Raw genomic sequence first — 17,537 nt, forward strand, 5'->3', positions numbered from 1 at the left:
GTGAAGAAACTTAGAGTTATTGTATGCGGAAGTACATTTGGACAATACTATATACGAGCACTGCAAACAGTTCCTGATGAGTTTGAGGTAGTGGGGCTTTTGGCTAATGGAAGTAACAGATCAAAGTTGTGTGCAGATTTTTATCATGTGCCGTTATATACACAAATAGAGGATATTCCGGAAGTTGATATAGCTTGTGTTGTAATACGTTCCAGAGCGGTTGGTGGTAGTGGTACAGATATTGCTGAATATTTTTTGAATAAAAAGGTTCATGTCATTCAGGAGCAGCCTATCCATCCAAAAGATATGGAGGTATGTTATCGTGCTGCTAAAAAGAACCATGTTCTGTTCCAAATGGGAGATTTATATCCTAATTTAATTGAAGTGGAAAATTTTATTAAATGTGCAAGGTATCTTAATAAGAAAGAGAATCCATTGTATTTAAGAGCTTCGTTTAGCCCGCAGGTTTCATACCCTGCAATAGACATTATATCAAGAATAGTTCCGTCTATTCATACATGGAAAATTAAGTCAATTACAAAAGAATTAGGACCTTTTGACATATTAATGGGAGAAATAGGTAAGACGCCAATATTTATTGAGTACCATAATCAGGTTGATCCTAGAGATCCAGACAATTATATGCATTTGTTACATAGCTTTACTCTGTTTTATTCAACTGGCAAATTAGTATTGGAAGATACGTTTGGACCGGTATTATGGAAGCCTCGAATGCATGTGCCTAAGAAATTATATACACCGGAAGAAGAACCGGAATATCCGCCATATATGTTAGAAAATTCGATAGAAAATATTGGCTCTTTTAGAAAAAGGAACTATAAAGACATCATAACTGGTGAATGGCCAGTAGCAATTTCAAAGGATTTGTTAAGGTTAAAGGATATGATTTTGAATGAAAAAAATGGTAATCAAAGTGCGCAGCAGGGGTTATTACGTTCCCAAAAATGGTCGGAAATGACAAAGGCTTTTGGTTATGCGGCTTTAGTCAATGAGCATGAACACCATTATGTGCCATTTGAAGAATTGAGTGCAAATACATGGAGGAAAGAAAATGAGTGATGTTGTTGTAATATTAGAAAAACTTAAAGAAGAAGGATTTTCTCTTTGGCTGGATGGGGAGAAATTACGTTATAAAGCTCCAAAGGAGAGTATTACCAAAGCAAATTTACTGACATTAAAACGAAACAAAGAGGAGATCATTCAAGTATTACAAAATTATAGTAAGAGAATCGTAGTAGAAGTCGATTCGGATAATAGATACGAACCGTTCCCATTAACAGATGTACAAACTGCATACCTAATGGGACGTAATAATCTGTTTGATTATGGCGGAGTGGCGTGTCATGTTTATTTAGAATTGAAGTATAAAAAATTGGATGTAAGTCGAGTAAGATTAGTGTGGAACAAATTAATACAAACACATGATATGTTACGGACTGTAGTATTTGAGGAAGGTTATCAGCAAGTTTTAAAAGAGGTGCCTGAATTAGAAATTCCGTACTGGGATGTGTCTAAAGGCGAGAATATTTGTGAGTACAATGATTTTAGACAACAAATGGGAAATCATGTGTATGATACAGGAAAATGGCCGATGTTTGGTATTGCTGTTGCAAAAAAAGCAGAAGAAAGTATTTTATATTTTTCAATGGATTTTTTAATTGCAGATTGGACAAGCATTTGGATGTTATTATCTGAATTTGAGGCATTATATTATCTTAAAAAGGATTCTATAAACGTACCTCAAATTACTTTTAGAGATTATCTTTCTGCTGAGAGAAAATTAAAGGAATCGGAAAGATATGTAAATGACAAACGTTATTGGGAAAAGAGAATTGCATATTTGCCGGATGCACCAGAATTACCTACGCTATCGGCAGAAGATGTAAAAAAGAATTTTACAAGAAAGTTATTGTGTTTAGATAGTGAACGATGGAATAGCTTTAAAGATGCTGCAAAAAAATTAGGGATAACACCATCAACGGCAATTCTGACAGCATATTCCGATGTTATTGCAAAATGGAGTTATAATAAATCCTTTTGTATTAACTTAACGGTGTTAAATCGCTTTCCATTACACGATGATGTAACGGATATAGTAGGGGATTTTACCACATTAAATTTATTGGAGATAAATGCCAATGACGGAAACAATTTTGCTGAGAGAGCAAGGAAAATTAACGAGAGGTTATTCATTGATTTAGATCACCGGTTATTTGGAGGTGTAGAAGTAATTCGGGAGTTATCAAAGCAAAGAAATAAAAGGGTTTTTATGCCTATAGTATATACCAGTGCTATTGGGTTGGCGGACCAGAATAGACAAATTACAGGTAAATTTGATGGGGGAATCACACAAACTCCACAGGTATTTATTGATTGTCAAGCTATGGATGGAGATTTTGGTTTGCAAATAAACTGGGATGTTCGGGAAGGCGTCTTTCCAGATGGAATGATTGATGATATGTTCGATTTGTTTCAGCAACGAATAGAGGAATTGGCAAAAGACGAAACAGATTGGAATAAAATAAACGGCCTTTTCTTACCTCAATGGCAAGCTGATGAAAGGAATGTTGCTAATCATACGGAAACAGATTTGCCGATTCATCTTCTGCAGAGTGGATTTATGGAATGGGCCCAAAAAGCGCCTGATCGAGTTGCAGTAACAGATGGAGAAAAGAAATTAACATATGGTGAACTGCATCAATACGCATTAAAAATCAGACAGAAAATAGTAAATGTTGGAGCAAAGCATCAAGATTGTATTGCGATTGCTATGAATAAAAGTATTTATCAAGTCGCTGCTGTATTAGGAACTCTGTATGCAGGATGTATTTATGTTCCAATCGTAGCAGATCAAGAGATAGAAAGAGCGAAAAAAATATTAGAAATAACAAATGCTAATATTGTTTTAACTACAGTTGCAGAAAATAGTGAGTATATGAGTGGTAAGGCCATTATTGAAGTGGATGCTTTATCTGACATTAAGTTTGAGACTGAGCTGCCCGAGTACGGTTTAGAAGACGTAGCATACATAATTTTTACATCGGGAAGTACCGGCGAGCCTAAAGGAGTTACAATTACACATGCTGCAGCAGTAAACACGATAGAGGATATTAATAACAAAAATAAAGTGACTTGTGATGATTCAGTGCTTGGACTTTCAAAGCTGAACTTTGACTTATCTGTATATGATATTTTTGGCTTATTGCAGGTAGGAGGAAAAATAGTTTATCCAATTCAGGAAAACTACATGAATCCCGACCATTGGATAAAAATGATTGAAGAGTATAGGATAACTATATGGAACAGTGTACCAGCATTAATGAAAATTTTGCTGACGGAATTGGAAACTATGAATACTACTCATATGTTGCCGTTGAGATGTGTGTTGTTGTCTGGTGACTGGATACCAGTTAATATGCCCTCGCAAATCAAAGAGATTGTTCCAATGGCAAAAATTAACTGTTTAGGTGGCGCTACAGAGGCTTCTATTTGGTCTATCAATCATGAATTTTGTGATGAGAGAATTTATGAAAAAATTCCTTATGGAAAACCACTGTCAAATCAGGCAATGGATGTTTGCAATGAAGATGGTGAATCTTGTCCCGTTTGGGTTCAAGGAGAAATTATTATAAAGGGAAAAGGGTTGGCGAAAGGTTACTTTAATGATGATAACTTAACGAATCAGAAATTTATTCTTGATAAAAATGGAAGATTATCATATTTGACTGGAGATATTGGACGTTATCTGCCGGGGGGAGATATAGAATTTATTGGAAGGAAAGATAATCAGATAAAAATTCGTGGTTATAGGATTGAACTGGGAGAAGTAGAGAATGTATTGAAAAAGGTCGAGAATATCAAAGATGCAATTGCAGTTGTTAGTAAAGAAAAGAATGAAATTCTGGCAATGGTTGAACCGGCATCTATTACTTCGGAAATGGTGCTCGAAAGAGAAAAATTCTGCCAGGAATTATTTGATACAGTGTTATCGTATGATGAGCATTATTTTATGGAATTTGATCAGGAAAAAGTACAGTTAGCTGTAGACTCCAGAAATGAGGCAGCAGCATATTCTCTTCTTTATGGGCTCCAGAAGATGGGAATATTATTGAAAAATAAACCCATTTTGATGGAAGAAATTTTGAATGATAGTGTCATTCCTGATAAATATAGATGGTTGACAGTACCATGGCTGAAAGCATTATTAAAGAGCGGATTAATCCGAAAAAGGAATGATGGCAAATTTGAAGCGATTGAAAATGTAGAATGGAGCCAAAAAGAGCAACAATGGAATGTGGCTTTTGATAAATGGTATGATAAATTAGGAAATGTATCTACGTTGGAATATATTAAGCTAAATGCGGATGAGTTTGCCAACATAATGTCTGGTAAAACAGATCCGGTTAGTCTTTTATATCCAGATGGAAGCAATAAATATACTCAGGCATTATATGTAGAAAATACTGCCACAAAATATATTAATGCATCTATATGCAAAATTATAAAAAAAGTACAAAAGAGAGTGCCGGGGCAGAAAATTAAAATATTGGAAGTAGGGGCAGGAACTGGAGCAACAACTGAGTGGGTTTTTAAGGCTTTAGAGGGTAGTGAATTTGAATATTGCTTTACAGATATTTCAAAATATTTTTTCCCGGATGCAGTCAATCGGTTTGGAAAAAATCCAAATGTCACTATTAAGAAGTTGGACTTAAATGAGGATTTTGTTGCACAAGGATTTTGTCCGAATTCATATGATGTCATAATAGGTGCATATGTACTTAATAATGTAAAAGATATAGTTAAAACGATTAACAAACTTAAAGAATTGGTGAGAAATGAAGGTTATTTGATTTTTTCTGAAACTATACTGCCTGAAACATGGCTTTTAGTTTCTCAGGCGCTGATGATGACACCGCCAGAAGATACATTGCGTGATGGTGCTGCTTTTATTTCAAAAGATTTATGGTGTGGAGTATTAAAAGAAAGTGATGGAGTTGAAGAAAGTGTGTTATCAATACCGAGTAACAATAACCCGACTTCATTGCTTGGTGCAGGATTATTTATAAAACAATTTAAGCGAACAGATGCATTTCTCGACAAAATGGAGATTAACAGACGTTTGGAAAAATATCTGCCGGCCTATATGTTACCTTCTGAGATATGTATTATAGACAGAATACCTTTATCTGCAAATGGCAAAATTGACAGAAAGGCAGTTGAAGATTGGTTTGAGAGGTATAGAATTTCAGAAGATAAGATATCAGAAAAGGAGGAAACTAAAACTGACTTAGAGAAAATGATATGCCAAATATGGTGTGAAGCATTAGATATTGGTGATTTGGGAAGAAAAGAGAATTTTTATGATTATGGTGCTGATTCACTAATTATGGCACAGGTAACCACCAAAGTCCGGAGCAAATTAGAAAAGGAGATACCTTTTGATGCATTATTGCGGCAGATGTTGAATACGCCTACAATTGAAGAGATTGCATTATATATTAGTGCTTACGATAATCAAGAAATAGAATCTCCTATGTGTGAAAAGAAATTTGAGTATATCGCAAAAAATGGGGAACGGAATGGAAATAGAGGACGAATTTTGTTACATGGAGCATTAGGATCAGTTGATGTGTATCGCTATCTTATTCCTGAGATGGAAAAGCAAAATTGCGGAGAGATAATATCTATAGGAATTTCGGATTTGGATGAATATTGTAAATTAGAATCGGAAGAGGTTGTTTTGCATTTGGCGGATTTATATACACAAAAAATCCTTGAAGAAAATTTGGACAAAGTTCAGATTGTTGGATATAGCTTCAGTGGTGTTATTGCCATTGAGATGGCAAAGCAACTTCTGGAGGCTGGAATTGATGTGGAAGATGTAGCCATAATAGACGGATGTTCAATACCGGTTGAAATTCAAGACGAAATTATTTATGAATTATTTTTTATAGGAAATCTTCATGTTTCCCTTGAAAAATTGGAATTTACAGATTTAAAAGTATTTGAAAAAATATTTGGAAAAATTGTAGATAGTAAACAAGATAGTATTTCTATATCAGACTTTGAAGATTCTCAGGAAGATTGTCATATTTATGAAAGATTGCTTGAATTGAGCCAGTTGACACAGGAGGCTAGATTTAAAACATATTTATCAGTCAGCGATGATTCGTCTGTACGGAATTTAAATTTTGATATGGTAAAACATCTCTATACAATTTTCAAAAAATCATTTGCTGCGTTACGTTTTGTTCCTACGGTATATTTTGGGGATATCCGATATTTTAAAACAACAGAAAGGAATGGAATATTTAAGTATTTTGAGGCACTTTTACAAGAATGGGACGATGTATGTATAGGCGATTTCGAGACTATAGAGATAGCCGGGAACCATTATTCTTGCTTGGAGAATCCAAACAACGCCCATGAACTAGCAAAGAAACTTGGAAGTGTTTATAAAGAATGGAGAGAAGAATGAGAGCTATAACAGATGATATGATTCATATGCTGTTGGAGCGATTAAGCAAAAGAAATATAACAATTTGGACAGAAGCCGGAAAAATCAAATATAAAGCGCCTGCGGGTGCGCTTACTTCCGAGGAATTGCAATGTATTAAGGAAAATAAAGAAAAAATTATAAAGTACCTTGAAAACCATGCAATATGGAGTAAAGGAGTTAAAGAAATGTTTCCGTTGACTTCAATTCAAAAGGCCTATCTTATAGGAAGCGACCAGGCATATGAATTAGGAGGAATTAATGCTCACTACTATATGGAATTAAACTGTTGTGATATTGATGTTGTGCGTTTTGAAAGGGCAGTCAATGAAGTGATTGCCCGTACGGACGCAATGAGAACGATTGTTTTGTCAAATGGTATGCAGGCAGTGTTGGAAAAAGTACCGACATATAAAATAGAAAGATTTGAGTTTGGCAATGAGAAAGATAGAGAAGAGAAACGTGAACAATGGTCTCATTGTGTGTTTGATTTATGCAAATGGCCGCTTTACAATATACGAATTTCTTATGTAAATAAAGCATTCCCACGTATTCATATTGATTTTGATTGTATTATCATGGACGCATGGAGTGCAAAAATGATGATTGCAAAGATATTTGAAGTCTATGAAGGGAAAATTGTGAAATGGGGAACGTATTCATTTAAGCAGTATTGTTTAGAACAAAAAGAATATCGTGAAACGCATCCAGAAAATGCAGCATATAGTTATTGGAGAAAAAGGGTAACTGAACTGCCTCCGGCACCAGATCTGCCTTATAAGAAAAAGCTGTCAGAACTTTGTGGACATCGTTTTGATCGAATTTCACAAAAATTTTCAAGAGAAGAAACAAGCGCACTATATAAACTGGTAAAGGATAATAGGGTTACTCCTGCGGCACTTATTTGTACAATGTATATGAAAACATTAATGCAATATAGTAAGAATAAAGAGTTTTCGCTAAATTTGACTTTGTTCAATAGACTCCCATTAAGTGAAGAAATATATAATCTTATTGGAGATTTTACAAATATAGGTGCAATTGCTTATAGACAGCAGAAGGATTTTTGGCAGGAGGTAAACTTTGTACAAAAGCAACTATGGGAATTAGTGCGTTATCATTCTTTTGATGGTACACAGATATTGAAAATGATTGATCCAATGAATAGAGGCAAAGCAATTCTTCCTGTGGTTTTCACTGGCGTTTTGCAGGGAGATAGAAAAACAAAAGGTTTTTTGCCAAACGGAGTCAGTGAAGGCTATGCGATTAGCCAAACTCCACAAGTAGTATTGGATTATCAGGCAACAGACTTTAATGGAGAACTATTAGTTAATTGGGATTATGTAATAGATGCATTTGACGTAGAAATGATTCATAGTATGTTTTCTGAAAATATCAAGGACCTGCGCCTGCTAATATACTCATAGAAGGATGTATTAATGGTATATTATTTTAGACAAATGAAGGAATTTCAAAATGAAGAACTAAAAAAAGCTAAACATTATATAAGTGGGCAAAGAGAGCTTAAAATAAGTAGGCTTCGATTCTTAAAGAACAAACGGCAGTCTGCTGTAGCTTATTTGTTACTTAGATATGGATTGAGAAAAGAATATGGAATAAATGAAAATGTTGTACTAAGCGAAGGTTCTTGTGGAAAACCATATTTAAGTAATTATCCGTTTGTTCACTTTAATTTATCTCATTGTGATAAAGGTGTGGCTTGTATGATTAGTGATTCAGCAGTTGGAATAGATATCACCTCTGTAAAAAAGGAAAATATGTCATGTATGTATTCTTCTATGACAGCAGATGAAATAGAGAAAATATTACATGCTGAGAACCCGGCAGTACAGTTTACCAAGTTTTGGTCTTTGAAAGAAAGCTATTGCAAATGTATTGGAATGGGTATTGACTCCTATATAAAAGCAATAGATTTTTCAAATTGTATCGGAAGTGTATTTACACGTTATGGAAAAATGTTTCAAGTAAATGAAGTAGAAGGATCAGTATTGAGTTGGTGTGCAAGTCGTGAAAGCAACATGTTAGAAATTGATCCGACTGAACTATTTAGAGGATTACAATAGGAGGATGTACCAATGAAACAAGAGATTATTAGATTAGATCAGTTGACTATGGGAACTATAAAATATAGTGACATAACGCTGCTTCAGGAAAAAGAAACAGAAATTATTTCTAGTGATTCTTTATGGCGTGGCATACATGGATATTATAATGGGCTAGTGAAAAGCAATATAGGAAATGGAAAGAAGGTAATACTTCAGATTCATTCAAAGAAAGAGTTTATTTTATTATTTATGGCATTAATTAGAACAGGTGCTTGTCCTATTATTTTGCCAGTGAGTATGACCAAAAACAGTGCTAATATGCTGCAGAAAATTTGTAGTGATAATCAAGATGCTATAATCATGGCAGACGATATGGGAAAAGTATGTGTTCAAACTCTATTACCGGACATAAAATTGCCATTACTGTCTATAAAGGAGTTTTTTTGTCAGGATGAAAACATTGAAACCGATTATAATGATTTTTCTGATAATATTGCTGATGATGTGGCGTTTGTAATTTATTCGTCAGGAAGTACATCTGAACCGAAAGGTGTTATGGTAACACATAAAGGGGTAATTAGAATGCTACAGGAAACAGCAAAAATATTAGGCCTCACTAAGGAAGATGTCTTATTATCATGGTTGCCAGTAGAGCATACGTTTGGATTAATATATTTTTTACTATTACCAATATATGTTGGATGTAGACAAGTCCATATGGCTACAAGTATGTTTGCAGAGAATCCTCTAACGTGGTTGGAGCAGATAAACCATTATAGGGCAACTGTGACCGCAGGCCCCAATTTTGCATATCAAATCGTATTGAATAATATGACCGAGAATTGTCATTGGGATTTATCTTGTTTGAGATATATTTTAAATGGTGGTGAACCAATATCTAAAAAAAATCTACATAAGTTCTTGGATGCAAATAAACAATATCATTTGAAAGAAAATTGTTTGATTCCAATATATGGAATGACTGAAACATCTGGTGCAGTAGTACTAAATGTACCTTATAGAGAACCGGATATTGATACAAAGCAGGTAGATACAGGCATAGACTTTGATTTAAAGAGCATAGATATTTTAAAAAATGATTTGGTTTGTCAGGGGAAAACGATAAATGGCTGTAGTATAAGAATTGTTGATGATTTTAATAGGGACTTGGGGCAGATGAAAGTAGGAAATATCCAATTTAAAGGAGAGTTTCTGTGTAAAGGTTACTTGAATAAAGATAATAAAGATCTGTTTGCGGATGGATGGCTGTGTACTGGGGATATAGGCTTTTTGTCGGGGCAAAATTTATATATTGTTGGAAGAAAAAAAGATATGTTTTTCATGCATGGAAAAAATATTTATATGCGGGATATAGAACAGATTATATTCGAAAGATATGGCGTTAGAAGTGCTGCATGTGGAGAGAATAACGCTATGGAAGAAAAATCGAAAATATATTTATTTATGGAATTAGAAATTTCTTCTGCGGAATATACAAAAAAGAAGAAGGAAATTATTATGTTTATTCAGGGTGAGACAGGAATTAAATTGTCGGATGTTATATTCAAAGATGATATGTTTATGACACAAGTGGGAAAATTTAGCAAAGCAGAGTTGCTGAAGAAATATAAGAAACAAAATTGTCCGGAAGTTAATAGTTGAGTAGGAGGAAGCAAGAACATGAGAATAGTCAATAAGTCCGATGTAAAAGAACATTTGCAGGAGCTGTTAGCAGTGCAGATAACGGAGGATATGCCAATATATGAAGTATATGATGATTCTATTAAGATGTTTCAAGTATTAAGTAAAATCAATAATGGATTTCATATAAATTTAGGAATGATAGATCTGGTTATGTGCGATACGGTAGATAAACTAATTGAGAAAATAACTTTAGAATCCAAGAATATAGTAAATATTGTTGGAGAAGAACAGTTATCATTGATTCAACAGTCTTATTGGATTGGACGCGAACAGGAATTTTATGGTGCATCAAATTCTACTCATTTATATTTGGAAGTGCATCACAACCTGGATCTTATGAAATTAGAAAAGGTTATCCGTACATTGATAAAAAGGCATGGCGCATTAAGAAGTATTATCAAAGAGGAGAAACAATTCATATTTGAAGAGAAGATTGCGGATACATTTTGTTTAGAAACTATTAATATAGGAAGAGAGGAAAAGGAAAAATATTTTAAGAAACTACGCTATAATAATCAAACGCGGCTTAGAGATTTAGAAAATTGGCCTTTATTTGATGTGAAAAATATATGTATTGATACGTGTGAAAATTTTTTGTTAGTAGATATTGAAATGATTATAGTAGATGGAATGAGCCTCCAATTGATACTAAAAGATTTTTGGGATATTTATAGTAATAGTAAATTTGATGTACAGGAAATTGATTACTTGAAATGTGCGAAAAGTGTTCGTGAAACCAGAGATAAGAGAAAATATGAAATTGACAAGGAATATTGGATGCAGCGTTTGCCGTTGATTCCTAACGCACCTAAACTTCCTGAATGTAAGATTTGGGATGAAAGCAATATATGTTCAAGGCTTCAAAGGAAGATTGAGAAGGAAGAATGGGCTGCCTTAGAGAAGATGGCAAAGGACAGTGGGGTAACAGTAAGTATAGTATTACTATATGCCTACTTATTAACTTTAGCTCGTTGGAGTGAAGAACCACAGTTTACTGTTAATGTTACATTATCAAGTCGGCCATATACAGTAAGGGATATAGAAAAAGTAGTTGGGGACTTTACAACAAATATTTTATTTGATTTTAGCGCTTCGGATATGAAGGGAACAATCGCTGAACAGTTGAAGTTTATTAGAAATAAGTTATATGAATATTGTGACCATAGTAGCTACGAAGGCGTTGAGATAATACGTGATATGATAAAGACTGGGAAGATTAGTCAAGAAAAACCACTTCCGATTGTTTTTACCAGTATGTTGTTCAGAAATCTGCCTAATTTACCTGAAATGGATGTAGTCTATTCGCAGTCTCAAACTTCTCAGGTAAGTTTAGATAATCAAACTTACAAGTTAGAAGATGGTGGATTGATTGTGTGGGATTTTATTAAGAAGATATATCCGGAAACAATGGTTGAAGAAATGTTTTCATATTATTGCATGGTTATAGAACAGTTATCGAAAAATAATGGAGAGTTAAAATGTTCACCTGCATTCGAAAAAAAGATAAAACTTTATAATTCAACTGAAAAAGAAATTGATTTCTTTAACTTGGGTAAGCGGCTGGATAACATTTTTTACAAATTTGCGGATAAAATTGCTATAACAGATTTTGAAGGAGGTATAACATATCGAGAGTTAGAACGCAACATAAAATCTACAATGCATGATCTTAAGAAAAATGGTATTAAACCTGGTAAATATGTGGTGATTAAAACTGATAAAAGTAAAGAGTCAATAATTACAATTTTAGCTGTAGTTTTGGCAGGTGCAACATATGTGCCGGTTGAAAAGCATTGGCCGGTTGAGCGAGTACAGTATATTTTAGATAACGCTGGTGCGGATATGATTATTGACCCATATGAAGTATGTTCTTCTAATGAAGTAAATGATTCGTGGAAAAATATTGATGTGGAATCCAGTACATATGTAATATATACTTCCGGAAGTACGGGAAAACCTAAAGGTGTTGAGATTGCCTATAAGAGTATGGTTAATACTGTTTTAGATATAAATGATCGTATCGGATTGAACAGCAGTGATACTATACTGGGACTGTCTTCACTATGTTTCGATTTATCGGTATATGATTTGTTTGCAACTTTTTTTACAGGTGCACAATTAAAATTGGTTAAAGAACTAAGAGATACGGAGGATATTAAGAAACTTGTAGATAGCAGTTCTGATATTGTATGGAACTCTGTTCCAGCCGCGATGGAGTTGTTTATTGATAGCTTGGATGAAGACTACAAAAATGATGAAATGAAGGCCGTTTTATTAAGTGGCGATTGGATTAATGTAAATTTACCAGACAAAATCAAAAAGCATTTTCCAAAAGCAGCAATTTTTAGCCTTGGTGGTGCGACTGAGGCATCAATTTGGTCGATCTATTATCCAATTAAAAAAGTTGATGCGTCTTGGACTAGTATTCCTTATGGCTATCCGCTGACAAATCAATCAATCTATATCTTGGATTCGGAGCAAAGAATATGCCCTCCAGAAGTGATAGGAGAAATATATATTGGAGGAATTGGGGTCGCGAAAGGGTACATCAATGATGAAGAAAAAACTTCTAATAGTTTTGTTAAATCAAAATATGGAAGACTGTATAGGACGGGGGATTTTGGTAAATATTCAAGGGAAGGATATGTGGTTTTCTGCGGAAGACGAGACTCCCAGGTTAAGATTGGGGGCTATCGTATTGAACTGGAAGAAATAGAAGCGCAGATTAAAGAGGTCCCTAATATTAAAGACTGTATAGCGGTTGTTAATTATAAAAATCAAATAGTAGTTTTTTATAAAGGCGAAGAGTTAGATATAGCTGAAATAAAACGTGCGATCAGAAAAAAACTACCCACTTATATGTACCCGCATAGATATTATCGAGTTGATGACTTTCCGCTAAATACTAATGAAAAGATAGATCGTAAGATGTTAAAAAGCATGGCAGATTCTGGAATACAAAACAAAATGCATAATGAAAAACAAGATGATCTGCGGAATCCTTCTTTAAATAAAGTTATTGAAATATGGTCGGAAGTTCTAAATTGTGATGTTGAACCAGAAAATGATTTCTTTGAGTTAGGCGGAGATTCGATAAAAGCACAAAGAATAGTCCGTAAAATTGCGGACAATTTCAAAGTAAAAATTTCATTTTTAACAGTGATTCATTCAAAGAATGTGGCTGAGTTTAGCAAAGAAGTTGAAAAGATTAGTTTATCATTTAAAAATAGCAAAAAGGATGAAGCAACTTCCGTAGGAAGTAAACAAGACAATCAGAATGTGTTTCCGCTAACAGGAGTTCAGCTTGCATATTTGAATGGACGAAATGATAATTATGAATTGGGGAAGTACAATGCGCATTATTATTTTGAAGCGGAAACAGAGTACACAGCTAATCAGATTGAGTATGCAATTCGTAAAGAGGTTTCAAGGCATGATGCTTTAAGGACCATTTTTTATAAAAACGGAAGACAAAAGATATTGAATAATGTCCCGGATTATTCTGTTATAGTGACAAAATGCCAAAATGATGAAGAAAAGGAGATAGAGTTGCAAAAACAGCGAAAGATACTTTCGCATAAAGTTTATGACCATGAGAAATGGCCGCTATTCACATTCCAGATGATAGAATCTCCGAATTCACGGATCTTAATGGTAAGTTTGGATTTAATGGTATGTGACGGCGATAGTATGCAAATTCTTTTTACAGAAATAGCAGATACGCTTGAAGGAAAATCTGACGCTGAAAAAATTGAGTACTCATATGCGGAGTATATTCAAAATATAAGTAACCAAAAGAATTCAGAAAGCTATGAAGAAGATAAAGCGTATTGGTTAAATAAAATTGACTCATTATCAAGTTATCCTCAGATACCAATGAAGATGAAACTTGCTGATTGTAGGGACTATAATATTGTAAGAAAAAGTGCGATTATTGATTCTGTTTTGTGGGGGAATTTTAAGGAAACGGCCCGTAGACACAAAGTTTCTCCTTCGGCATTGCTATGTACTCTTTATGGAAGGACTATGGCGAAATGGGGAAATCAAAGTGAAGTTCTTTTAAATTTAACAGTATTTCAGAGACAGCAAAAGAATACTGGAAAAATTATCGGTGATTTTACAAAACTGCTTCCGCTTAATCTTGTTTTTGCTAAAGAGGATATTTGGAAATCGGCGGAGATGGTTCAAGAACAAATAATGAAAGACCTAGATCATTTATCTTTTGATGGTACTGAAATAATGAGAGAACTGGCAAAAAGAAGAGGGGTTTTTGGAAAAGCACTTCTACCAGTAGTATTTACCTGCGTACTTTTTGACTGCCCGGAAAATTATTTTGAACGTTTAGGAAGTATTAAATATGCTGTTTCTCAAACTCCACAAGTCTTTTTGGATAATCAAATTACAGAGATGGGAGGCAGATTGCATATTTCCTGGGATGTAGTAGATGAATTGTTTGAAGCTTGTATTATTGATGAGATATTTTTGGAGTTTGTGGAAGATATTAAAAGAATAAGCGAAAACAATAAGGCAAATTCTACAAATGATTTTGTGACAAAAGTATGGGGTAATATACTTACCAAAGAAATAATTACAAAAAGTGTAGTGCCGGATCTGTTGAAGAGTATCGATTTGAAGCAAATTAAGATTTTGGATTATGCACAAGAATTATGCCCGCCAGATGTAAAAGGACAGGTTTATGTTTCCGAAAGTGAAATAATGAATGATAGAAATAAAACATATTATAAGATTTTAGAACATCCATTATATGGGAGAATGGCCGATACTGGCATTATTGGTGTATTAACTCATGATGGATATATGGAATTTGTCGTTCCGAATTGTGAAACAAGTGTAGAAACTCCTGATAAAAAAGAAGATACTCATGAAGAAGAAATCGAAAAGCCTATCGTAAAAGAAATTATGAAAATATGGAAAGAAGTTTTTGAAATCGAAGATATTAGTATTCAAGACGATTTTTATACTTTGGGTGGTGATTCAATAATTTTAATGCGGCTCGTAGACGAGATGTGCAAAACATTAGGGTGTGATGTAACTGTAGATGATATTCTTCAAAGTGAGAATATTTCTGATTTGGCAAACAGGGTATAAAGATAAATAAGAAAGCCTCATGAATTGGAATTAGCATGGGGCTTTCATGAAAGGATGATTTTATGAAAGTGGCAGCCTGTGGAAAGTGGTTTGACTATTTAAATATGATGCCCATTGCAAGAGGGCTTGATTTTGGAGAGGCTTGTAGAAGAATATAGTGATACTGAAGTGTTTCAGAATTTTGAGAGCATAAGTGTGGATACGGATTTAATTTGTTTGGATGCGGATCATACGAACTATTCAATTCTTATACAATTGGCAAAGAAGGGTGTAAATGTGCTTTGCCAGGGCTTGTGGAATGTGGAGAATTATTTGGGCGTAATTCGTGAGTTTAAGAGAAACAACAAATTTGTGATTGAAGATGAGTCTTTTCTTAATTTTGAAAAGGTTTCAATATTTGTAGATATCGCAAAAAAGTTATTGGCATTTGATCCGGCGGCTGAAATAGAAATTAAAACTAATTGCTTTAATATTTATGCAGCTGTTAGAATATTAGGTATGTTTTTACCTAATATGCAACAAATGACAGTTGAGCAACATGTTGAACAGGATAGCAAAGAATGGGTTTGGTGTAGATTAAGGAATAAGATAGTAGTCTTTGAAATCGATAAGAAAATTTATTATGGTTTAGAACGGAAATATACAGCCAAAAGCGTTGAATTTAACATTCAAACAGACAGAGGAAATCTCTCTCTAAGAGGATATTTGGGCCCGATTATTTGGGAAGGTTTTTTTCCTGAAATAAGTAATAATGAGAACTCAAAAGGGTATTTGTTTCATCCGACTATTCAAACTGTAGATGGAGAGGCGAATTATGATTGCTATATAAATACTGTATATAGTAATTCATTGGCCTCCGAAATAAAAAAGACTGAACGTTATATTAAACGGCAAGAAAATGTCGCGTCAAAAATGCAGCAACAGATTTTGAATATAAGATGTTCTCAAGAACTTTTAAGTAAATTAAATTTTTCGTTAAAGTGTAAAAAGGAATATCATCCTCTATTGCTAGAAGAATTACTTGATCTGCGAACAGAGAGTGAAATTGAAAATATATTCGATAACTTTAGTCAGGAATACATACAATATAGCGTAGAGATGCGAAAAAAATATTGGCACAAACAATATTATTCTATATGAATAAAAAAGGCGTTTTACTAAAAGATATTCCTTGCACATTAAATCAAATACTAAAATGCCTATCGGTAAATACGGACAATAATGATATTATATATAGATGGATTGAACTGTTGAAAAAGTATAATTATGTAACTGAAACCGATGGGATTTATGTATGTAAAATCGAGATATATGAAAAAGGATTAAAATATGGATGGGAAGAAGTAGAATACCTTTGGAAAGGGAAATTGGAGTCTCCTTTAGTTTTGGATTATATTATTAATAATATTAAAAATTGGGACAAATTGATTCAGAAAGAGCAGCAGGCAACGCTATTGCTCTTTGAACAGGGAGAAGATATATATGCACATGCACTTTATAAAGAGACAAAGATTTTGCAATATTTGAACCATTCTCTGTCGAAAAAAGTGTTGGGATATTTACATGAGAATGCAAATGCAACAATCCTCGAAATTGGTGCCGGCACAGGAGCAACGTCCAATAAGGTACTGAGCGATATTCGCGAGAATAAATTTGAAGAGCATATTGTATATTTTTATACAGATATTTCCAGATTTTTTTTACAAAGAGCTAAAGAGCGATATAAGGAGTGTGATGGAAAAATAGAGATGCATCATCAAACATTAGATATTGATGAAGCTTTTTCAAGCCAGTTGCCCTCAAATTTCCAAGCGGATATTGTGATAGCGGTGGGAGTATTGAATAATTCTGTTAATACAGATAAGTGCATTTATGAGATAAATAGTGTAATGAAACCAGGTGGAATTTTACTTGTCATAGAAACTGTAGAGGATGTTCCGGATATCCTCATAACGCAGTCTTTTATGATGACAGCACCAAAGGATCGGAGAAAAGCGACAAATACCATGTTTCTGAATAGAAAACAATGGCTGGAGATTCTTGAAGAAAATGGGTTTTGTAATAGTGAAGAGTTTCCAGGATATGGTGAATATTTGGAGGTTTTGGGACAGAAACTTTTTTATTGTACAAAGGAGTAATGC

Annotated in this window: 8 protein-coding genes; all 8 read left to right on the forward strand. The window is 33.9% G+C overall.

Annotated elements, in window-relative coordinates:
• On the forward strand, positions 1–1,080 hold the full coding sequence (locus GPK81_RS15645; RefSeq protein ID WP_195983186.1) for a Gfo/Idh/MocA family oxidoreductase: 1,080 nt from the start codon (positions 1–3) through the stop codon (positions 1,078–1,080).
• On the forward strand, positions 1,073–6,499 hold the full coding sequence (locus tag GPK81_RS15650; protein ID WP_195983187.1) for a non-ribosomal peptide synthetase: 5,427 nt from the start codon (positions 1,073–1,075) through the stop codon (positions 6,497–6,499). Before GPK81_RS15645 ends, GPK81_RS15650 begins: the two co-directional genes overlap by 8 nt.
• The gene (locus GPK81_RS15655; RefSeq protein WP_195983188.1) at positions 6,496–7,944 is read left to right on the forward strand and encodes a condensation domain-containing protein; all 1,449 of its coding nucleotides are present in this window, start codon (positions 6,496–6,498) and stop codon (positions 7,942–7,944) included. Before GPK81_RS15650 ends, GPK81_RS15655 begins: the two co-directional genes overlap by 4 nt.
• Before the next feature lie 12 nt (positions 7,945–7,956).
• The gene (locus tag GPK81_RS15660) at positions 7,957–8,601 is read left to right on the forward strand and encodes a 4'-phosphopantetheinyl transferase family protein (protein WP_195983189.1); all 645 of its coding nucleotides are present in this window, start codon (positions 7,957–7,959) and stop codon (positions 8,599–8,601) included.
• A 12-nt stretch (positions 8,602–8,613) separates the two neighbouring features.
• Entirely contained in the window at positions 8,614–10,245 is a 1,632-nt protein-coding gene (locus GPK81_RS15665) for an AMP-binding protein (RefSeq protein ID WP_195983190.1), read from the forward strand.
• An 18-nt stretch (positions 10,246–10,263) separates the two neighbouring features.
• On the forward strand, positions 10,264–15,396 hold the full coding sequence (locus GPK81_RS15670) for a non-ribosomal peptide synthetase (protein ID WP_195983191.1): 5,133 nt from the start codon (positions 10,264–10,266) through the stop codon (positions 15,394–15,396).
• Between the two features lie 132 nt (positions 15,397–15,528).
• Positions 15,529–16,536, forward strand: a complete 1,008-nt coding sequence (locus tag GPK81_RS15675; protein WP_195983192.1) for a hypothetical protein — start codon at positions 15,529–15,531, stop codon at positions 16,534–16,536.
• The gene (locus GPK81_RS15680) at positions 16,509–17,534 is read left to right on the forward strand and encodes a class I SAM-dependent methyltransferase (RefSeq protein ID WP_195983193.1); all 1,026 of its coding nucleotides are present in this window, start codon (positions 16,509–16,511) and stop codon (positions 17,532–17,534) included. Before GPK81_RS15675 ends, GPK81_RS15680 begins: the two co-directional genes overlap by 28 nt.
• Positions 17,535–17,537 lie beyond the last annotated feature (3 nt).

The sequence above is a fragment of the Blautia sp. MCC283 genome, from assembly GCF_018785565.1.
Taxonomy (GTDB): domain Bacteria; phylum Bacillota; class Clostridia; order Lachnospirales; family Lachnospiraceae; genus Blautia_A.

Coding starts and splice junctions, on each gene's coding strand:
- GPK81_RS15660 (WP_195983189.1), top strand. CDS start 7,957: ATGGTATATTATTTTAGACAAATGAAGGAATTTCAAAATGAAGAACTA.
- GPK81_RS15655 (WP_195983188.1), top strand. CDS start 6,496: ATGAGAGCTATAACAGATGATATGATTCATATGCTGTTGGAGCGATTA.
- GPK81_RS15650 (WP_195983187.1), top strand. CDS start 1,073: ATGAGTGATGTTGTTGTAATATTAGAAAAACTTAAAGAAGAAGGATTT.
- GPK81_RS15665 (WP_195983190.1), top strand. CDS start 8,614: ATGAAACAAGAGATTATTAGATTAGATCAGTTGACTATGGGAACTATA.
- GPK81_RS15670 (WP_195983191.1), top strand. CDS start 10,264: ATGAGAATAGTCAATAAGTCCGATGTAAAAGAACATTTGCAGGAGCTG.